18 protein-coding genes are annotated in these 20,621 nt (G+C 62.5%); 15 read left to right on the forward strand and 3 right to left on the reverse strand.

Annotated features, from left to right (window positions below):
- Positions 1-42: 42 nt before the first annotated feature.
- The 3 genes from AC07R0_RS09565 (at position 43) to AC07R0_RS09575 (ending at position 4,339) form a co-directional block, all read left to right on the forward strand.
- Positions 43-2,142, forward strand: coding sequence for a 3-hydroxyacyl-CoA dehydrogenase NAD-binding domain-containing protein (locus AC07R0_RS09565; protein ID WP_495104618.1), 2,100 nt, complete (start codon positions 43-45; stop codon positions 2,140-2,142).
- Positions 2,143-2,154: 12 nt separating this feature from the next.
- Positions 2,155-3,330 (forward strand): acetyl-CoA C-acyltransferase, encoded by a 1,176-nt coding sequence (locus tag AC07R0_RS09570; protein ID WP_495104619.1) that lies wholly within the window; start codon positions 2,155-2,157, stop codon positions 3,328-3,330.
- A 115-nt stretch (positions 3,331-3,445) separates the two neighbouring features.
- Positions 3,446-4,339, forward strand: a complete 894-nt coding sequence (locus AC07R0_RS09575; RefSeq protein WP_495104620.1) for a LysR family transcriptional regulator — start codon at positions 3,446-3,448, stop codon at positions 4,337-4,339.
- Here AC07R0_RS09575 and AC07R0_RS09580 read toward each other — a convergent pair.
- Together AC07R0_RS09580 and AC07R0_RS09585 are read right to left on the reverse strand one after the other, a co-directional pair.
- Positions 4,329-5,657: a glycerate kinase type-2 family protein gene (locus tag AC07R0_RS09580; RefSeq protein ID WP_495104621.1), complete on the reverse strand. Its 1,329-nt coding sequence runs from the start codon at positions 5,655-5,657 to the stop codon at positions 4,329-4,331. The genes AC07R0_RS09575 and AC07R0_RS09580 overlap by 11 nt on opposite strands.
- Before the next feature lie 6 nt (positions 5,658-5,663).
- On the reverse strand, positions 5,664-6,962 hold the full coding sequence (locus AC07R0_RS09585; RefSeq protein WP_495104622.1) for an MFS transporter: 1,299 nt from the start codon (positions 6,960-6,962) through the stop codon (positions 5,664-5,666).
- 259 nt (positions 6,963-7,221) lie between these two features.
- Here AC07R0_RS09585 and AC07R0_RS09590 point away from each other — a divergent pair, with 259 nt between their 5' ends.
- Together AC07R0_RS09590 and AC07R0_RS09595 are read left to right on the forward strand one after the other, a co-directional pair.
- Positions 7,222-7,428: a hypothetical protein gene (locus AC07R0_RS09590; RefSeq protein ID WP_495096707.1), complete on the forward strand. Its 207-nt coding sequence runs from the start codon at positions 7,222-7,224 to the stop codon at positions 7,426-7,428.
- Positions 7,429-7,442: 14 nt separating this feature from the next.
- Positions 7,443-8,372, forward strand: a complete 930-nt coding sequence (locus AC07R0_RS09595) for a glutathione S-transferase family protein (protein WP_495104623.1) — start codon at positions 7,443-7,445, stop codon at positions 8,370-8,372.
- Between the two features lie 17 nt (positions 8,373-8,389).
- Here AC07R0_RS09595 and AC07R0_RS09600 read toward each other — a convergent pair whose 3' ends face one another.
- Positions 8,390-9,121, reverse strand: a complete 732-nt coding sequence (locus tag AC07R0_RS09600) for a DUF1223 domain-containing protein (RefSeq protein ID WP_495104624.1) — start codon at positions 9,119-9,121, stop codon at positions 8,390-8,392.
- A 181-nt stretch (positions 9,122-9,302) separates the two neighbouring features.
- On the opposite strand from AC07R0_RS09600, the gene pgm reads away from it, so the two are divergent.
- From pgm to AC07R0_RS09650, 10 genes are all read left to right on the forward strand, one after another.
- Positions 9,303-10,943, forward strand: coding sequence for a phosphoglucomutase (alpha-D-glucose-1,6-bisphosphate-dependent) (gene pgm, locus AC07R0_RS09605; RefSeq protein WP_495104625.1), 1,641 nt, complete (start codon positions 9,303-9,305; stop codon positions 10,941-10,943).
- A 94-nt stretch (positions 10,944-11,037) separates the two neighbouring features.
- On the forward strand, positions 11,038-11,775 hold the full coding sequence (locus AC07R0_RS09610) for a sulfite exporter TauE/SafE family protein (RefSeq protein ID WP_495096703.1): 738 nt from the start codon (positions 11,038-11,040) through the stop codon (positions 11,773-11,775).
- Complete coding sequence (locus AC07R0_RS09615; protein WP_495104626.1) at positions 11,772-12,128, forward strand: winged helix-turn-helix domain-containing protein; 357 nt, start codon at positions 11,772-11,774, stop codon at positions 12,126-12,128. Before AC07R0_RS09610 ends, AC07R0_RS09615 begins: the two co-directional genes overlap by 4 nt.
- A gap of 42 nt (positions 12,129-12,170) precedes the next feature.
- Positions 12,171-12,845 carry a molybdate ABC transporter permease subunit gene (modB, locus tag AC07R0_RS09620; RefSeq protein ID WP_495104627.1) on the forward strand — a complete coding sequence of 225 codons (675 nt, stop codon included), beginning with the start codon at positions 12,171-12,173 and terminating at the stop codon, positions 12,843-12,845.
- Positions 12,846-12,862: 17 nt separating this feature from the next.
- Positions 12,863-13,618, forward strand: coding sequence for a molybdate ABC transporter substrate-binding protein (gene modA, locus AC07R0_RS09625; RefSeq protein ID WP_495104628.1), 756 nt, complete (start codon positions 12,863-12,865; stop codon positions 13,616-13,618).
- Positions 13,615-14,349, forward strand: coding sequence for an ABC transporter ATP-binding protein (locus AC07R0_RS09630; protein WP_495104629.1), 735 nt, complete (start codon positions 13,615-13,617; stop codon positions 14,347-14,349). The genes modA and AC07R0_RS09630 overlap by 4 nt, the downstream gene beginning before the upstream one ends.
- 314 nt (positions 14,350-14,663) lie before the next feature.
- The gene (locus AC07R0_RS09635; RefSeq protein WP_495104630.1) at positions 14,664-15,281 is read left to right on the forward strand and encodes a hypothetical protein; all 618 of its coding nucleotides are present in this window, start codon (positions 14,664-14,666) and stop codon (positions 15,279-15,281) included.
- A gap of 229 nt (positions 15,282-15,510) precedes the next feature.
- Positions 15,511-17,007 carry an arabinofuranosidase catalytic domain-containing protein gene (locus AC07R0_RS09640; RefSeq protein ID WP_495104631.1) on the forward strand — a complete coding sequence of 499 codons (1,497 nt, stop codon included), beginning with the start codon at positions 15,511-15,513 and terminating at the stop codon, positions 17,005-17,007.
- Positions 17,008-17,329: 322 nt separating this feature from the next.
- Positions 17,330-19,696: a Tex family protein gene (locus tag AC07R0_RS09645; RefSeq protein WP_495104632.1), complete on the forward strand. Its 2,367-nt coding sequence runs from the start codon at positions 17,330-17,332 to the stop codon at positions 19,694-19,696.
- Positions 19,697-19,777: 81 nt separating this feature from the next.
- Positions 19,778-20,605, forward strand: a complete 828-nt coding sequence (locus AC07R0_RS09650) for an HDOD domain-containing protein (RefSeq protein WP_495104633.1) — start codon at positions 19,778-19,780, stop codon at positions 20,603-20,605.
- The last annotated feature ends 16 nt before the right edge of the window (positions 20,606-20,621 follow it).

Here is a 20,621-nt window from a genome sequence, read left to right on the forward strand (position 1 = left end):
TTTAAATCGCACGATCGTTCGATTTAAACCTGAGGTTCCTCCATGGCGGCGCAATACCAAGTTCACGGCGACATAGCCGTAATCACTCTGAACAACCCACCGGTCAACGGCCTGGGCCTGGCTACCCGCCGCGCCGTGACGGACGGCCTGGCCCAGGCGAATGCCGATGCGACCGTCAAGGCCATCGTACTCACCGGCGCCGGCAAGGCGTTTTCCGGCGGGGCCGACATCAAGGAATTCGATACCCCTGAAGCCATGCGCGAGCCGAATCTGCTGAGCATGATTCTGGCCATCGAAAATTCGGCCAAGCCTGTCGTCGCGGCCATCCATTCGGTGTGCATGGGCGGTGGGCTGGAGACGGCTTTGGGCTGCCATTACCGCGTCGCCGCGCCGGGTTGCAACGTGGCCTTGCCAGAGGTCAAGCTGGGCCTGATCCCTGGCGCCGGCGGTACGCAGCGCCTGCCGCGCGTGCTGGGCGTGGAGGCCGCGTTGAACATGATCGTCAGCGGCGAGCCGGTGAAGAGCGAATTGCTGGCATCGCTGCCCGGCCAAAAGCTGTTCGACAAGCAGGCGGCATCCGCCGAATCGCTGCTGGAGGAAGCGCTGATTTTTGCCCGCTCCATCGCCGATGCCCGGCCCTTGCCGCTGGTGCGCAACCTCAAATGCAAGCACCCGCAGGGCGACGCTTATTTCCAGTTCGCCCGCAACATGGTCAAGGGCATGGCGAAGAACTACCCGGCGCCGCTGAAGTGCGTGGACGCGGTCGAGGCCGCCACCAAGCAGAAGTTCGACGCCGGCATGGCCTTCGAGCTCAGCACCTTCTTGAACCTGATGTGGACGCCCGAGAGCCGGGCCTTGCGGCATATCTTCGCCGCCGAGCGTGCAGCATCAAAAATACCTGACGTGCCCGCAGATACTGCGCAACGCGCTATCAACAGCGTCGCCATCATCGGCGCCGGCACGATGGGCGGCGGGATTGCGATGAACTTCCTGAACGCCGGCATCCCGGTGAAGTTGCTGGAAGCCAAGCCCGAAGCGCTGGAGCGCGGCCTGGCCACCATCCGCAAGAACTACGAAGCCCAGGTGGCCAAGGGCAAGCTGAAGCAGGACAAGCTGGACCAGCGCATGGGCTTGCTCAGCACCACGCTGAGCTATGACGACCTGGGCGATGCCGACATGGTGATCGAAGCCGTGTTCGAAGACATGGGCGTTAAAAAAGCCGTGTTCCAGGAACTCGACCGGGTGATGAAGCCCGGCGCCATCCTGGCGTCGAACACCTCCACGCTGGACCTGGATCAGATCGCCAGCTTCACCAAGCGTCCGCAAGATGTGGTGGGCACGCATTTCTTCAGCCCCGCCAATGTGATGAAGCTGCTGGAAGTGGTGCGCGGCAAGGCCACGGCCAAGGACGTGCTGGCCACGGTGATGGCGCTCGGCAAGAAGATCAAGAAGACCTCGGTGGTGTCCGGCGTCTGCGACGGCTTCATCGGCAACCGCATGATCGAGCAGTACGGCCGGCAAGCCGGCTTTTTGCTGGACGAGGGCTGCACCCCGGCCCAGGTGGACAAGGCGGTGGAGAAGTTCGGCTTCGCCATGGGCCCGTTCCGCATGGGCGACCTGGCGGGTAACGACATCGGCTGGGCGATACGCAAGCGCCGCTACGTGGAAATGCCGGGTATGAAGTACAGCAAGACGGCGGATCTGCTGTGCGAACTCGGCCGCTTTGGTCAGAAGACCGGCGCCGGCTGGTATGACTACCAGGCCGGCAAGCGCGATGCGGTGCCGAGCGCACTGGTGGAAAAAATGGTCGCCGACCACCGCGCCTCGTTGGGCATCACGCCGCGCAAGATCAGCGACGAAGAAATCGTCCAGCGTCTGGTCTATTCCATGGTGAATGAGGCCGCGCACATCCTGGAGGAGGGCATTGCCTCCAAGGCTGGCGACATCGACATGGTGTATCTGACTGGCTACGGCTTCCCCATCTACCGTGGTGGCCCCATGCATTACGCCGACCAGGTGGGATTGTTCAACGTGGTGCAGGCCATGCAGCGCTTTGCGCAGAACCCGCTGGACGATGCCGCTTTCTGGACGCCCGCGCCCTTGCTGGCCAAGCTCGCCGCCGAAGGCAAAACCTTCAACTAAGGAACACAGAACATGACCGCCGCCGTAATCGTTTCCACCGCCCGCACCCCTCTGGCCAAAAGCTGGAAGGGCTCTTTCAACATGACCCATGGTGCCACCCTGGGCGGCCACGCGGTGCAGCACGCGATCCAGCGCGCCGGCATCGAGGCGGCCGAGGTCGATGACGTGATCATCGGCTGCGCCACGCCGGAAGGCGCGACGGGCGCCAACATCGCCCGCCAGATTGCCTTGCGCGCCGGCTGCCCGGTGACGACCTCCGGCGTCACGGTGAACCGCTTCTGCTCGTCCGGCCTGCAGACCATTGCCATGGCGGCCCAGCGCATCATTGCCAACGAAGGTGATGTGTACGTGGCTGGCGGCGTGGAGAGCATTTCCTGCGTGCAGCAAGAGATGAACATCCACATGCTGAACGACCCCTGGCTGGTGAAAAACAAGCCCGAGATCTACTGGAACATGCTGCAGACCGCTGAGCAGGTGGCGCAGCGCTACAACATCAGCCGCGAGCATATGGACGAATACGGCGCGGCCAGCCAGCAAAAGGCCGTGGCGGCCCTGGCGGCCGGCTTGTTCACCGCCGAGATAGCGCCCATCACCGTGACCATGGGCGTGGCTGACAAGGTGCGCGGCCTGATGACCAAGGAAGTGACGGTGAGCCAGGACGAAGGCATACGTGACGGCACCACCAAGGAAGGCATTGCCGGCCTGCGTTCGGCCTTGCCCGGCGGCCTGATCTCGGCCGGCAACGCCAGCCAGTTTTCCGACGGCGGCGGTGCTGTGGTGGTGATGAACGAAGCCCTGGCCAGCCAGCGCGGCCTGCAGCCGCTAGGCCGCTTCCTGGGCTTTGCAGTGGCCGGCTGCGAGCCGGACGAAATGGGCATAGGCCCGGTGTTCGCCATCCCCAAGGTGCTGAAGCGCCTGGGCCTGAAGGTGGAAGACATCGACCTGTGGGAGCTGAACGAAGCCTTCGCGGTGCAGGTGATCTACTGCCGCGACAAGCTGGGCATTCCGGCCGACCGGCTGAACGTGAATGGCGGCGCGATTGCTGTCGGCCACCCGTATGGCGTGAGCGGCCAGCGCCTGACCGGCCACGCGCTGATCGAGGGCAAGCGCCGCGGCGCCAAGCGCGTGTGCGTGACCATGTGCATAGGCGGCGGCATGGGCGCGGCCGGGGTGTTTGAGGTGTTGTAGGCTGCATTGCTATTGAATGAATAGCTGCTGGCGCAGGTAGTGTCTGCGCTAGCGGCCTATTTCTTTTGAATGCACGGGCACCGGTTCCGCGTGGGCTGCGGGCCATAATCCCCGCATGGAACTCCACCAACTACGTGCGCTGTTGGCCGTGGCCCGCTGCGGCCAGCTCGTCAGGGCGGCCGACCAGTTGCACCTGACCCAGTCTGCGCTGTCCAAACAAATCAAGAGCCTGGAAGACGAACTGGGCGTGCTGCTGTTTGCCCGCACGCCCACCGGCATGGTGCTGACCGGAGCCGGGCGGCGCCTGCTGCCACTGGCCACGCAAACCGTGGACTCGGTACAGGAAATGGCGGCGCTGGCCGCCTCTATGCGCGGCACGGTGGCCGGCGGGCTGCGCCTGGGCACCATCATCGACCCGGACTCCATCCGCCTCGGGGCTTTGCTCACGGCCCTGCTGCAGTATTACCCGCAGGTGGATGTGTCGCTGCAGCACGGCATCTCGGGCGGGGTGCTGCAAATGCTCCGAGACGGAGAGGTGGACGCCTGCTTCTACCTGGGGCCGCTGAAGGACACCGACATCGCCGTGCGCCAACTGCTGCTGGAGCATTACGTGGTCATCGGGCCGGCCGCCTGGGCCGAGCGCTTGCACACGGCAGGCTGGGAGGAGCTGGCCGCCATGCCCTGGCTGGCCTCGCCGACCGGCAGCTCGCAGTATGGCGTGGTGACCCAGATGTTTGCGGAGCGCGGCCTGAGCTATCGCACCGTGGTGCAGGCCGACCAGGAGGCATCGATTCTGGAGCTGGTACAGGCCGGCGTGGCCCTGGGTTTGATGCGCGAGCGCACCCTGGCCCCGGCGCTGGAGACCGGACAGGTCGTGGCCTGGCAGGGCGCGCGCCTGGCTTGCCCGCTGTCGCTGCTGTATCGGCGGTCACAAGAGGAATCCGCCACGCTGCAAGCTTTGCTGGCAACCATCGATATGGTGTGGCCGGGGGACGGTATCAGCGCTTAGGTGCTTCAATCACGATAGCGCGAAAGTCGTTCACATTGGTCAGCGTGGGGCCAGTGATGACCGAGTCGCCCAGCGCCTGAAAAAAGCCATGGCCGTCGTTGCGGTCCAGGCTGGCCCTGGGGTTGATGCCCTGGGCCCAGGCGCGCTCCAGGGTGTCCGGAGCCAGGGTGGCACCGGCGATTTCTTCCACACCGTCCACACCGTCGGTATCGCCCGCGATGGCATGCACGCCGGGCAGGCCGTCCAACCCCACCGCCAGGGACAGTAGAAACTCCACATTGCGCCCGCCACGGCCGTTGCCGCGCAGGGTGACTGTGGTTTCACCGCCCGATAGCAACACGCAAGGCGCCAGGAATGGCTGGCCGTGCAGCACGACCTGCCGGGCGATGCCGGCCATGGCCTTGCCCAGGTCGCGCGCCTCGCCCTCCAGGCTGTCGCCCAGGATGTAGGGCGTGTAGCCGGCCGCCCGCGCCACTTGGGCGGCGGCCTCCAGTGCCATCTGTGGGGCAGTGATGGTGCGGGTGACGTTGGCGTCCAGCCGTGCATCGTCGGGCTTGATGCTTTCGCCCTGGCGGCTTTCCAAAAGCGTGCGCGCCGCGGGTGGCAAGGCAATCTGGTAGCGGGTGATGATGGCCAGCGCATCCGCACAGCTGCTGGCATCCGCCACCGTGGGGCCAGAGGCGATATTGCTGGGCGCATCACCTGGCACGTCGGATATCAGCAGGGTGTGCACGCGCGCCGGGTAGCAGGCGGCGGCCAGCCGACCACCCTTGATGCCGGACAGGTGTCGGCGTACGCAGTTCATTTCGGAGATGCTGGCGCCGCATTCCAGCAGCGCGCTGTTCACGGCTTGCTTGTCGGCCAGCGTCAGCCCAGCGCCCGGCTCCACAAGCAGCGCCGAGCCGCCACCTGATACCAGGGCGATGACCAGGTCGTCGGCGTTCAGGCCCGTCACCAGCTGGCGTATGCGCTGGGTGGCCAGCGCGCCGGCCGCGTCGGGCACCGGGTGGGCGGCTTCGACGATCTCGATGCGCTGGCAGGGCACGGCATAGCCATAGCGGGTGATGACCAGGCCTTCCAGCGGGCCGTCCCAATGCGCTTCCAGGCTTTGCGCCATGGCCGCCGAGGCCTTGCCTGCACCGATCACGATGGTCCGGCCCTTGGGTCGTGCAGGTAAATGCGGCGGCAGGCACAGCGCGGGCTGGGCGGCGGCGATGGCGGCGTCAAACAGGCTGCGCAGCAGAGCGCGGTGGTCGGCGGAAGAGGGCGTCACGGGGAGGTTTCCTTTCCGTACGATTGTCAGTGCAGCGCGGCGCATGCCGGTTCAACGCCCTGCTGGCTTGCGGGTGGCCAGCAGCACCAGGATGCCGCCCAGGAACAGGCTGCCGGCCAGTACATACAGCCCTGCCGTGGTGCTGCCGGTGGCGTCCTTGATGCTGCCCACCATGAAGGGGCTGACGAAGCCGGCCAGGTTGCCCAGGGCGTTGATCAGGGCAATGCCGGCGGCGGCCGCCGAGCCACGCAGCATGGCGGTGGGCAGGGTCCAGAACAACGGCAGGCTGGTCAAAATACCCATGGTGGCCAGACTGAGTGCGGCCATGGCCAGCACGATATCGTTGCCAAACACGCCACTCAGCACCAGGCCCAGGCCGCCGACGAAGGCCGCGCCAGAGGTGTGCAGGCGGCGCTCGCCACTGCGGTCCGAGCTGCGGCTGGCGACCACCATTGCCACGGCCGCCAGGCCATAGGGGATCATGGTCAGCAGGCCCACGTCCAGCACATCCTTGACGCCGGCGTTCTTGATCAACTGTGGCAGCCAGAAGCTGATGCCGTACAGGCCCATCACGCTGCAGAAGTAGATGCTGGCCATGAGCCACACCTTGGGGTTGCGGAACACCTGCTTCAGGCTGTGCTCGCTGCGGCCGCTTTCGTCGCGGCGAATGTTGCCTATCAGCAATTGCTTTTCTGCGTCGGTCAGCCATTTGGCGCCAGCGATAGAGTCCTCCAGATAGAAGAACACGCAGATGCCGACCAGGATGGACGGAATACCTTCCAGCAGGAACAGCCATTGCCAGCCATGCCAGCCATTCACACCGGCAAAAGCCTGCATGATCCAGCCCGACAGCGGCCCACCCACCACACCCGACAAGGCAATGGCCGTCATGAACAGGGCCACTACGCGGGCACGCCGCTCCATGGGGAACCAGTAGGTCAGGTACAGGATGATGCCGGGGAAGAAGCCGGCCTCGGCAATGCCCAGCAGAAAGCGCAGCACATAGAACATGGCCGGCGTGGTGACCAGCATCATGGCCGACGAGATGACGCCCCAGGTGACCATGATGCGGGCAATCCACACCCGGGCGCCGGTGCGGTGCAGGATGATGTTGCTGGGCACTTCGAACAGAAAGTAGCCCACGAAAAAGATGCCAGCGCCCAGGCCGTAAATGGTCTCGCTGAACTTCAGGTCGGTCAGCATCTGCAGCTTGGCAAAGCCGACGTTGACGCGGTCCAGATAGGCTACGACGTAACAAAGAAACAAAAAGGGGATCAGGCGCCAGGCGACTTTGTTGTACGCGGATTTTTCGAGTGCGCTGCCCGATGTGGTGGAGGGTAGGGGGGCCATTGTTGTTTGTCTCCGTAAGAGGGATTCTGTGGGCTGCCATCAGCCTGCGCGCAGTCTAGTGGCGTCTTGCCCTGGTGCAGATTGATATATCGGCAACCCTGCATGGAAGCGGCGGAATACCGTTGCAGGGCAAGGACTTACGCGGCGGGTTCAAGTCCGCCCTAGCGCAAACCCCTAGGGGGCGTGCTACCCAGGTAAATCCTGGGTAAAAATAGTGCGACCATGGCGGGCGGGCCCTGCTTTCGGTACAGTGGCGCGCATGCTCACCCCTAAAACGATTGCCCGGCTAGAGAACACCATTTGGATATTGCTCTACGGAGGGCTGCTGACGCTCATCCTGGGATTGTTCACCCAACGCGCGGACGATGACCTGGGCCAGACCATGGTGGTCGGCGGTGGGGTGGCAGCAGTCTTCGGGGCCGTGTTGATCTACGTGCGCTCGCGCGTACGCTCCAGCGACGAATAGTGGAAGGTTTTGCCATGGCCGATCTGATACTGCACCACTACACCATCTCGCCGTTCTCTGAAAAGGTCCGCAAGGTGCTGGCCTACAAGCAGCTGGACTGGCAGTCGGTCACCGTGCCCAGCATCGCACCCAAGCCTGACGTGGTGGCCCTGACTGGCGGCTACCGCAAAACCCCGGTGCTGCAGGTCGGTGCCGACATCTATTGCGACAGCGCGCTGATCTGCGACGTGCTGGAGCACCGCCAGCCCAGCCCTTCGCTGTCACCCCCTTCGCACAAAGGCTTGGCGCGGGTACTGGCGCAGTGGGCCGATACCACGCTGTTCACCGCCGCCATGGCCTATTGCTTCCAACCGCGCGGGCGCGAGCAGCTGTTTGGCCACGTGCCGCCGGAGGTGGGCCTGGCCTTCGCGGAGGACCGTGCCAAGATGAGGGGCGGTGTACCGCACCTGCGCCCGGGCGATGCCACATCGGCCTACAAGTCTTATTTGCGCCGCCTGGCTAGCATGCTGGAAGATTTGCCCTTTCTGGTGGGCACGGCGCCCTGCCTGGCGGACTTTGCCGCCTACGCGCCGCTGTGGTTCACCCGCTTTAACGTGCCAGCGCTGGCGCCCATCCTTGATGCCACGCCAAGTGTGCTGGACTGGATGGACCACATGGCCGCATTGGACCACCCGCCCATACAACAGCTCAGCTCGGAGGATGCTGTCGCGCTCGCCGCGCAATCCACGCCGCTGCCGTTGGAAACCGAAGTGTTCCAGGACGACCATGGCATCCCGCTGGGCAGCCGGGTCAGTGTCCAAGCCGAAAGCTTTGGCCCGGAAACCAGCGAGGGCGAGCTGGTGGCAGCCACCCGCATGCACATCACACTGCGCCGCGAGGATTCGCGAGCCGGCACGGTGCACGTGCACTTCCCCCGCATAGGCTATGTGCTGAAGGCCATTTAAGACGTGCTTAAACGTGCTTAACAGGGCGCAGTGATGGCCTGCAGCGTCTTGCCCGTCTGCGGATCGAACACCACCAGATTGATCTGCCGGCTGTGCTCCGGCGTGCTGGCAATGCTACGAAACGTAAGCCGCTGCGCAGTGTTGCTGGTGTAGACGCCAGCGCTGGTGTACTGGCGCACCACAAAGTCGTGCTGCAAAAATTCGCCCGCGTTTTCACCGGCCTGCACCTTGGAGCTGTAGCCGTTCTCCGTCACCGTCCAATACGCCGACCAGTGCGCGGGTGCGCCGGCAACCGGCGTCACCGTGGCCTCAAACTGGTCTGGCCCCAGCTGGTGCAGGCTGATCTGGGCCAGGCCGGGCTCGGCGGCCTGCTTGTCCAGCGTTCCACCCCAGTTTCTCCAGTCCTTGCCGTCCAGTACCGCCTGCGGCGTGTAGATGGAGCTTTGCCGGTTCCACGCGGCCACCTGGCGCTGCCGCACCGTGTGGGCGGGTGTGGCGAAGCGGTCCACCCAGCCCAGTTGGTCCCAGTAACCCACATGGAAGGCCTGCACCACGGCAGTCTGGCCCTTGAGGTGGCTGAGCCACCGGTCGGCCGGCGGACAGGAGCTGCAGCCCTCGGAGGTGTACAGCTCCACCACTGGCAGCTTGTTGCGGCCCGACTGCAGGCTGCAGCTTCCTTCTGAAGAAAAAGCCGCTCCAGCGCAGGCAATACCTGCGCTGGAAGCTACGAACTTGATAGCATCCCACATGGACGGCTCCTGAAAATAGTTATAGCCGTTGGTCGCAGCAGACCGCAAAGTCTTACAGGCTTACAACTGGAAACACATGCGTGGATAGATACCCGGCAATCGGCCCGGTTCCAGGGCTTAAGCACCGGATTGCTGTGGTTCAATATTGTTGAGAACCACCCATCCAAGAACAGGACACACCATGCCCAACAGCCCTCTGGCCGGACACACCGCACCCCCATCCCTGTTGGTCAATCTGCCCAGGCTGGTTACCGCGTACTACAGCTTGCAGCCCGACCCGGCCGAGTCCACCCAGCGCGTGGCTTTTGGCACCTCGGGCCACCGGGGCAATGCGTTCAAGGCCAGCTTCAATGAACACCATGTGCTGGCCGTCACCCAGGCCATCTGCCTGTACCGTGAAAAGAACGGCATCACCGGCCCGCTGTTTCTGGGCATAGACACGCATGCGCTGTCCGAACCCGCGGGCGCCACCGCGCTGGAGGTGCTGGCCGCCAATGGCGTGCAGGTCATGCTGGCCGTGAATGACGACTACACGCCCACACCTGCCGTGTCGCATGCCATCCTGGTCTATAACAAAGGCCGCAGCACGGGCCTGGCCGATGGTATTTTGATGACGCCGTCGCATAACCCGCCAGAGGACGGCGGCTACAAGTACAACCCCACCAACGGTGGCCCGGCCGACAGCGACATCACCGGCTGGATAGAAAAAGCCGCCAATGAAATCCTGCAGAACAAGCTGCAGGGCGTAAAGCGCATGCCCTATGCCCAGGCGCTGAAGGCCAGCACCACGCACCGCCACGACTACCTGGGTAACTACGTGGCCGACCTGGCGAATGTGATCGATATGGATGCCATCCGCGGCGCGGGCGTGCGCATGGGCGTGGACCCGCTGGGCGGCGCGGGCGTGCACTACTGGGCCCGCATCGCCGAGAAATACCAGCTGAACCTGAGTGTGGTGAGCGAGCAAGTGGACGCCACCTTTCGCTTCATGAGCGTGGACTGGGACGGCCGCATCCGTATGGACCCGTCCAGCAAAAGCGCCATGGCCTCGCTGATCGGCCTGAAGGACAAGTACGACATCGCCTTCGCCTGCGACACCGACCACGACCGCCACGGCATCGTGACCAAGAGCGGTGGCCTGATGCAGCCCAACCACTACCTGGCCGTGTGCATCGACTACCTGTTTCAGAACCGGCCCGGCTGGAGCGCCCAGGCCGGCGTGGGTAAAACCCTGGTCAGCAGCAGCATGATTGACCGTGTGGCAGCCCGCCTGGGCCGCAATCTGTACGAGGTGCCGGTGGGCTTCAAATGGTTCGCAGCCGGCCTGTGCGATGGCTCGCTGGGCTTTGGTGGCGAAGAGAGCGCTGGCGCGTCCTTCCTGCGCCGCGATGGCAGCGTGTGGACCACCGACAAGGACGGGCTGATCCCATCGCTGTTGTCCGCCGAGATCATCGCCCGCACCGGCGACGACCCGCACCAGGCTTACCAAAAGCTGACCCAGGCCTTTGGTGCACCCGCCTATGACCGCATCGACGCACCGGCCACGCCCGAGCAGAAGAAAAAGCTGGGCAAGCTCACGCCACAGCAGATCACCAGTTCGGAGCTGGCGGGCGAGGCCATCACCCAGGTGCAAACCACGGCCCCCGGCAACGGTGCCAGCCTGGGTGGGCTGAAGGTGTCTACCGCCAACGGCTGGTTTGCCGCACGCCCGTCTGGGACTGAGAACATCTACAAGATCTACGCAGAAAGCTTCCACGGTGAAGACCACTTGCGCCGCATCACCCAAGAAGCGCAGGGCATTGTGGATAAGGCACTGGCGTAATATCTCTGCATTTTTGCTATGGTTTGAATAGCTTCTCGCGCAGATAAATACTGCGCCAGAAGCTTTTTTTATATATGAAATTTGAGGGGTCTGCGTGCTTGTATTGATTCTGGTGGCCGGGCTGTGGGCCGGTTTGCAAAACTCGCTGGCCGGTGGTGGCTCTTTTGTCACCTTGCCCGCGCTGATCTTGTCGGGCATGTCGCCATTGGCGGCCAATATCACCTCCACGGTGGCGCTGTTTCCGGGGCAGGTGACATCCGGCTTTGCGGGCCGCAAGCTGGTCACGGGCGCCGGCGCGCTGCCGTTCTGGGCGTTGCTGCTGGTGAGCGTGCTGGGCGGGGCGCTGGGTGGCCTGCTGTTGCTGCATACCCCTTCGGACATTTTTACTCGGCTGGTACCCTGGCTGGTGCTGTTTGCCACCACGGTGTTTGCCTGGGGTAGTTTCTTTCGTAAGCCGGGGGAGGCCTCGGTGCATATCGGGCCGGCGGGCGCGGCGGTGGCGCAGTTTTGCATTGCCATCTACGGCGGCTATTTCGGCGGCGGCATTGGCTTTCTGATGATGGCGGCACTGACCATGGCCGGCTTGCCCACCCGCAATGCTGGGGCCACCAAGAACGCCTTGGCCGGGGTGATGAATGCATCCGCCGTGGCCTTGTTCATCACTTCACCCCAGGTGCAGTGGCTGCCCGCGCTGGTGCTGGGCGCAGGAGCCATCGTGGGCGGCCTCATCGGCTCCTGGGCGCTACACCGGGTGAACGAGAAATACCTACGCATCGCCATCGTCGGCATCGGCGTGTGTCTGACCATCGGCCTGTTCGCCAAGCCGCTGTGAGCACCGCTACCAGCAAAGCCCAGTTCCGCTTGCGCATCTACCGCGATGCCAGCATTGCTATCGGGCCGGGCAAGGTTGATCTGCTGGAAGCCATTGCCGCAACCGGCTCCATCTCCGCCGCTGCTCGGCAGCTTGGCATGTCCTACCGCCGCGCCTGGGTGCTGGTGGACGAAATGAATCGCGCCCTGGTGTCGCCCGCCGTGACCACCGTGGCCGGTGGCGTGCAGGGCGGGGGCACTGCGCTGTCGCCGTTGGGCGAGCAACTGGTGCAGCACTACCGCGCCGTGGAGCAGGCCGCCCGCACGGCAGCCGCTGCAGACATTGCCGCGCTACAGGCGCTGCTGGCGCCCTGAACATTTCTTTATCGCTATATACGGCTGGATACAATGCCGGCCATGCCCGCGCTACTCGCCTCCATGGACTGGTTCCCCCTCATGCTGTCGCTGAAAGTGGCTGCGGTAGCGACCTTGCTGGCGACGCTGGCAGGCGTTGCGCTGGGCTGGGTATTCGCCCGTAAAAAGTTTCCTGGCAGTAGCCTTTTGGAAGCGGCTTGCATGCTGCCGCTGGTGCTGCCGCCCACCGTCATCGGATATGCCATTCTGGTGGCGGCGGGGCGGCGCAGCCCGCTGGGCGCTTGGCTGCGCACGCATCTGGACTACACCATCATCTTCAGCTGGCACGGCGCGGTGGTCGCCTCGGCCGTGGTAGCGCTACCGCTGGTGCTCAAGTCGGCGAGTGCAGCGTTTGCGGGTGTGGACCCTGCATTGGAGGCCGCTGCCAGCACCTTGCGCCAATCGGTTTTCTCGGTGTTCATGCGCGTCACGCTGCCGCTGGCCTGGCCGGGCATCCTGGCCGGTACGCTGCTGGCATTTGCGCGGGCCATGGGTGAGTTCGGCGCCTCGCTGATGGTGGCCGGCTCCATCCCGCAGCAGACGCAAACCCTGTCCATGGCCATTTACGACGCGGTGCAGGCTGGGCAGGACGACAGGGCGCTGCTGCTGGTGCTGGTCACCTCGGTGCTGTCGATTGCGGTGCTGGTGCTGTCGAACCGCTTCTTTTCCTTGCGTTAATTTTCAGGAGCTTTCACGTGCGTCCTTCCTTACTGCTTTCCAGACTGCTTTCCATCTTGCTGGCCTTGCCCTTGCTGGCCAGCGCGCAGCAGATCACCGTCTCCACCGCTGCCAGCCTGACAGATGCGTTCAAGGAGTTGGGCCCCAAGTTTGAAGCCAGCCAGCCCGGCGCCACCGTGCGCTTCAACTTTGCGGCCTCCGGCGTGCTGCTGCAGCAGATCAACCAGGGCGCGCCGGTGGACGTGTTCGTCAGCGCCGACCAGGACACCATGGACCGGGGTGCGGCCCAAAAACTGATCGACACCGACACCCGCAAGGACTTCGTCAGCAACAGCCTGGTGCTGATCGAACCCGGCAAAGATGGCCTGGGCCTGAAAAGCCTGCAAGACCTGGGCAGCGCCAATGTGCGCAAGATCGCCGTCGGCAAAGTCGCCACCGTGCCCGCCGGCCGCTATACCAAGCAGGTGCTGGACAGCGCCCACCTGTGGACGGCCCTGGAGCCCAAGTTCGTGCAGGCCGATAACGTGCGCCAAGTGCTGGACTATGTGAGCCGTGGCGAGGCCGAGGCCGGCTTCGTCTACCGCACCGATGCGGCGCTGCTGGGCGACAAGGTCAAGATCGTGCTGACCACCACCGGCCACACCCCTGTGTCGTACCCCATCGCCGTGGTGGCGGACAGCAAGCAAAAGGCCTTGGCCAAGAACTTCATCGCCTTCCTGTTCACCGATGCGGCGCAGCAAGTGCTGGCGCGTTACGGCTTTGGAAAGCCGTGATTGACGTAGACATCCAGCTCACTGTTGCCGACCGCCGCCGGTGCTTTGATCTGGCCGTGCGCTTTGCCACCGACGCGCCATTTGCCGCCTTGTACGGCCCCTCGGGCGCGGGCAAGTCGCTGACTCTGCAGGCCATTGCTGGCCTTCTCAAGCCCCACCGGGGCCACATCCGCATGGACGGCCGTAGCTTGTTCGACGCAGGGCAGGGCGTGCACGTGCCGCCGCCCCAGCGCCGCGTGGGCTATCTGCCGCAGAATTACGCGCTGTTTCCGCATCTGTCGGTATACGAAAACATTGCCTTCGGCCTGAAGTCTTGGCGCAAAAAACGTCTGTTGCCCATTGAGCAGGCCCATGTGCAGGCCTTGATGGACAGCTTTGGCCTGGCCGCGCTAGCGGACAGCCGGCCCATTACCCTGTCTGGCGGGCAGCAGCAACGCGTGGCTTTGGCACGCGCGCTGGCCTGCCAGCCCGAGGTGCTGCTGCTGGATGAGCCGTTTGCCGCCTTGCACCCCCGCCTGCGTCACAGCCTGCGCGACGAGCTAGCCCAGGTGCGCCGCCAATGGGGCATCCCGGCGCTAATGATTACCCATGACGTGGAAGACGTGCTGGCGCTGGCTGACGTGGTTTTTGTGTTCGACCAAGGGCGAGTCGTGCAGCAGATTGGTATGTCTGACGCCAGCAGCCGCAGTCTTGCGCGGCAGGAGTTGAGTGGGATGTTGTTGAACGGATAGCTCCGAGTAAGACATATACATTTAAGTATCAATAGTGGTACCACCAATGCTAAAAATGATATGTCACGTTTGAAAGATGTGATTGGTTTCTTGAAATGATGACGGCTACGATGGCCCCGAACAATCGGTTTGAGCGGCTAATCGGGTTTGCGTTGGGGGATGTCGACGCGAGCTGAATTTCCCTCCCGGGCTGATCGTTCGGTAGAACATCCCGGCACCTATGCTTTGCGTATGCAAGTATGCCGATCCTGCTCTTGGCAGGGCCATAAGGTGTCTAGATGCTCGCGGGGAAGGCCAGCAAAAGCAGGAAAAGAATGTCTGTTGCTCAAAAAGTGTTCCCGGGCATATGCGTGATCGCCGCAGCGTGCCTGTGCTATTACGCACTGATAGGCGGCAGCCAATCAAACAGCGCTGAGCAGCCTTTGGCAAGCGCCCGGCAACTGGATGGCGCCAAGCCATTGCCACCGTTCAGCAGCACGGCCTCAGCAATAGCGGATGCGCCTGGCAAGCAGCGTTGCGCCGACATGATGCAAATCAGCCCATTCGGAAGCGGCCTATCGAACTGTTCGAACGATCCGGTGCCGCTATCGCCCACCGCGGGTAGAGATGTAACGGCCGTACGCGCAAAGCTTGATCTGATATGGCCATGCCAGGTTGCCCAGCAACCGAATGCGACGGCATCTGAGTGCGCCAAGACCAATGCCGACGCGGCAAATCTGGTCTGGCAGCTCGAAGCGCTGGCAGAACAGGGCGACCGCCAAGCAAGCACCGATCTGGCGAATCTGGTGCAGAGCCGGAAAAAGTCCGCTACCGGTGAATATTTTGACGCTCTTGACCATGCAGAAGCCCGGCTATTGCGCATCGCGATCGATGGCGGTGAGGCGGAGAAGCCGATTCCTCGGCCGTCCCCGGCTCCCGCCGGTGGTGTATGACCGCCGTGGGCGAAAAAAGTACTTCGCTCACCTGGGCCCCAACTGAGGCGGCGCACAAGTTGGAATATCGCGGGTTTGCGCGACATCGGTTCACACCATTGAATTCACCCTATCAGGCACCGAACGCTATACGTTCTGCCGAAATCAATTTTACGGGTTTAGAAATAATAACCCGTGGAATGACATGTCGAGAGGCATGGTATCAAAGTAAATAACCACGGAGACTAAAATGAAAAACCATTATTTGCAGTTGGATGGACATCCCCCATTAAGTAGACTTACCGCCAAGACACTAAATCGCTTTTTAATGCTTTTGGCGTTGATGGTATTTTTAAGCGCAGGTTTTTTCCAGAAAGCTTCTGCCGCCACAAGTACCTGTGATATTTACGCTTCGGGCGGTACGCCGTGCTCTGCGGCCCACAGCACAGTGCGAGCCTTGTTTGGGGCATATAACGGAAAACTGTACCAGGTCAAGCGCGCATCTAATGGCGCCACCATGGATATTGGCACTTTGACAGCCGGTGGTATTGCCAACGCTGCAGCACAAGATGCCTTCTGCGCAGGCTCTGTATGTACCATTGAAACGATCTATGACCAGACCGCGAATGGAAATCACTTGACTGTTGCACCGGCCGGGGGGAACGGCAGCGCAGACATCACAGGCAGTGCTACCGCATTAAAGGTGACGATTGGCGGAAAGTCTGCATATGCGGTCTATATCTCCGCGGGCGTCGGGTATCGGCGCAATAACACCACAGGCATTGCAACCGGTAGCGCATCAGAAGGCGTATACATGGTTACCAGTGCTACCCATGTGAATAATGGTTGCTGCTTTGATTATGGTAATGCCGAGACAAATAACCTTGATACCGGCAATGGACACATGAATGCTGTCTATTTTGGTACTTTGTGCTGGTTCGCATGTACCGGATCTGGCCCCTGGGTCATGGCAGATCTTGAGAACGGTTTATTCCTGGGCGGCAACGGAAGCAATACGAATAATACTGGCCGCAACACCACTTTTGTCACGGCCATGATTAAACAAGATGCCACAACATATTCCATTAGAGATGGAGATGCCCAAACTGGCGCATTAAAAACGGATTATGCAGGGCCCTTACCCACGACGTCAGGATATGTACCCTTCCACAAAGAAGGCGCCATTATTTTGGGTATTGGCGGCGACAACAGCAAGGTGGCAGTCGGTAATTTCTATGAAGGCGCAATGACAACAGGCAAGCCTTCTGATGCAACCGAAAACGCCGTGCAAGCCAATATCGTTGCAGCGGGTTACAGTGGAAATGCCCTGAGTTCTTATAAAAAACTCGTCAATCAAAACAGCAATAAGTGCATGGACGTTCAGCAACCTAATACCAGTGCGGGTAGCAATGTCGATCTCTATACGTGCAACGGGTTTGCTTGGCAGAATTGGCAAATGGTGGACTTGGGCAATGGGTACTCCAGTATCTATAGCGAGCACAGCGGCATGTGCCTGGATGTCAGCGGATCCTCCACCGCCAATGGCGGCAACGTGATCCAAAATACTTGCAGCAGTAGCACCAGTCAGCAATGGCAGGTAACAACGACCACCGCTCCCTGGTTCCGCTTGACCTCGCGCAACAGCGGAAAGGTATTGGATGTTTCCAACTGCGGCACCGCCGACACGACCAATATTCAGCAATGGGCTTGGCTCAATAATGCCTGCCAGCAATGGCAGCTGCAATAAGCATACTTGTCATGAAAATAATTCGACTGATATCGACTGATATCAAGTTGAACTAAACCCATACGCCCAGTATGTCCAACACGCGGTGGCTGGTCTTCACGGACCTCCACCGCGTTTTTATGGGGCGTGTGCCTTACGCCATGTCGCACATGGTTATCCAGCACGAGGCGTATCTGGAAAGCCAGCGCAGAATTGACGTGTGCTATCAAATAAATAGCTTCTGGTGTAGGTGTCACCTAGGTTTTAATCGCTTTTTAGATACAAATAAACACACGTTCCAGCTGTGGCAAACTCACGCCCCTTGCCATATCGATTCCCGTCCATGCAGAAAATCATCCGCCAGCTGGCCACCGAGATCCAAGTCCGAGAAGAACAAATCCGCTCCGCCGTAGAGCTGCTGGACGGCGGTGCCACCGTACCGTTCATCGCGCGCTACCGCAAGGAAGTGACGGGCGGGCTGGACGACATCCAGCTGCGCGAGCTCGAAACTCGCCTGGGCTACCTGCGCGAACTCGAAGACCGGCGTGCGGCCATCGTTGCCAGCATCGAAGAGCAGGGCAAGATGACCGACGCGCTGCGCGTGGCCATCTTTTCCGCCGCCACCAAGCAGGAACTGGAAGACCTGTACCTACCGTTCAAAACTAAGCGCCGTACCAAGGGTCAGATCGCCCGAGAAAACGGCATCGAGCCGCTGGCAGACAAGCTGTTTGGCAACCCCGCGCTGGTGCCGGCCGATGAAGCCCAGGCCTTTGTGAAAGCCGAGAAAGGTGAAAACGGCGACGACTTCACCACCGCGCAGGCCGTGCTGGACGGCGTACGCGACATCCTCAGCGAGCGCTGGGCCGAAGACGCTGCGCTGATCCAGAACCTGCGCAGCTGGCTGTGGAATGAAGGCCTGCTGCGCAGCAAGCTGGCCGCTGGCAAGGACGAGAACAACCCCGACATCGCCAAGTTCCGCGACTACTTCGACTACGACGAGCCCATCGGTCGCGTGCCATCGCACCGCGCACTGGCTGTATTCCGTGGCCGTGGGCTGGAATACCTGGATGCCAAGCTGGTGCTGCCGGTCGAACCCGAGCCGGGCAAGCCGTCCCTGGCCGAGGGCCGCATCGCCATCCACCTGGGCTGGAGCCACCAGGGCCGCCCCGCCGATGATCTGATCCGCAAATGTGTGGCCTGGACCTGGCGGGTCAAGCTCAGCCTGTCCACCGAGCGCGACCTGTTTGCCAAGCTGCGCGAAGACGCCGAAAAGGTGGCAATCAAGGTGTTTGCCGACAACCTGCGCGACCTGCTGCTGGCCGCACCGGCCGGCCCACGCGTGGTGCTGGGGCTGGACCCGGGCATCCGTACCGGCGTGAAAGTCGCCGTGGTGGATACGACGGGCAAGCTGGTGGAAACCGCCACCGTCTTCCCGCACGAGCCGCGCAAGGACTGGGAAGGCTCGCTGCATACCCTGGGCAAGCTGTGCGCCAAACACGGCGTGAACCTGATCGCCATCGGCAACGGCACGGCCAGCCGTGAAACCGACAAGCTGGCGGCCGACCTGATCAAGCTGCTGGCCAAGATGAGCGAGCAAGCCGGCCTGCCACCGGTGGAAGTGCAGAAAGTGGTGGTCAGCGAAGCCGGCGCGTCGGTGTATTCGGCCAGCGAATTCGCGTCGCAAGAGATGCCCGATGTGGACGTGAGCCTGCGCGGCGCGGCCAGTATTGCGCGCCGCCTGCAAGACCCGCTGGCCGAGCTGGTGAAGATCGACCCCAAGTCCATTGGCGTGGGCCAGTACCAGCACGATGTGAGCCAGAACGACCTGGCGCGCAGCCTGGAAGCCGTGGTGGAAGATTGCGTGAACTCCGTGGGTGTGGACCTGAACACCGCCAGCGTACCGCTGCTGAGCCGCGTCTCCGGCCTGTCTGCGAACGTGGCCAAGGCCGTGGTGCGCTGGCGCGAGGCCAATGGCGCTTTCAAGAACCGCAAGCAGCTGATGGACGTGAGCGGCCTGGGTGCCAAGACCTTCGAGCAAAGCGCGGGCTTTTTACGTATCCGCGGCGGTGACAATCCGCTGGACATGACCGGCGTGCACCCCGAAACCTATCCGCTGGTCGAGCAAATCATTGAAGTCACCAAGAAGCCGGTGACCGAGCTGATGGGCCGCGCCGAGATGCTGAAGACGCTGCGGCCCGAGCTGTTCGCGAACGAGAAATTCGGCGTCATCACCGTCAAGGATATCCTGGGCGAGCTGGAAAAGCCCGGCCGCGACCCGCGCCCGGACTTCAAGGTAGCGCGCTTCAACGATGGCGTGGAAGACATCAAGGACCTGGTTGAAGGCATGGTACTGGAAGGCACGGTCAGCAACGTGGCGGCCTTTGGCGCCTTTGTGGACCTGGGCGTGCACCAGGACGGTCTGGTTCACGTCAGCCAACTCAGCCACAAGTTCACCACCGATGCGCGCGAGGTCGTCAAGACCGGCGACATCGTCAAGGTGCGCGTGGTCGAGGTGGATGTGGCGCGCAAGCGTATCGCCTTGAGCATGAAACTGGGCGAGGCACCGGCCCGCCACAGCGGCGACAGGGGCCCGCGCGACAACCGCTTCGAGGGCGCTAGCCGTGGTCAGCAACAGCCGCGTCGCGACAACGGCCCGGCGCCGCAGTCGGCCATGGCATCGGCTTTTGCCAAGCTGCAACCCAAGCGCTGATTTGCACGGTAAACCGCATGCGCCCATGGTGCGTAGCAGGCGGTTTGCCGTACCATGCCGTATACGAATGGAGACACAACCATGGAGTTGAATGCGCTGCTGGCCTCCGAGCTGGCCTTGCCCTATGCGCCCAAGGTGGTGGCCATGTTTCTGAATGAGCTGGCCCACCCGGACCCCAATCTGCGGGTGCTGGGCCAGCTGGTAGGCGCCGACCCGGTGCTGACCGTGCGCCTGTTGGGCCAAGCCAACGCGGCCGGCACGCCTATGACCGGCCAGGTCTATAGCATCCCCGAGGCGCTGGCCATCCTTAGCACCGAGCAGTTGCGCGGCTTGGCGCATACCGCCACGCACAGCCTGGGGCCGCAGACCCTGGCCAGTTTGTCGCTGCCACAGTTCTGGCATTTCAGCGTGGACGTGGCCAAGCTCTCCCGCGCATTGGCCGGCACCATACGCAACAACCCGTGCACTGCCTATGCCATCGGGCTCCTACATGCCGTGGGTGAGCTGGCACTGCATATTGCCATGCCGGATGAGATGGAGGCGCTGAACCAGACCCAGCCGCCATTCGACCTGCGCCGTGCACGGCTGGAACACAAGCGCCTGGGCTATAGCTACGCCGATGTAGCCGCCGGCCTGGCGCGCCAATGGCAGCTACCCGAACGCCTGGTGGACGCGCTGCAGTACCAGATTGCACCGTTCGACAACGAAAGCTACGAACCTCTGGCCGGCGTGCTGCACCTGGCTGCCTGGCGGGTACGCGCCAAAGAGGGCGCGCTGGACGACAACGCGCTGGCTGTCAGCTTCCCCGGAGAAATCGGTGTGCCACTGGGGCTGGACATCGACATCGTGCTGCAGCAGGACCCGCTGGATTGGCGCGACCAGAGCGCACCGTTTCTGCCCCGTCTCTAGTTCTATTTGCTATTTA

The sequence above is a fragment of the Rhodoferax sp. GW821-FHT07F03 genome, assembly GCF_059418745.1.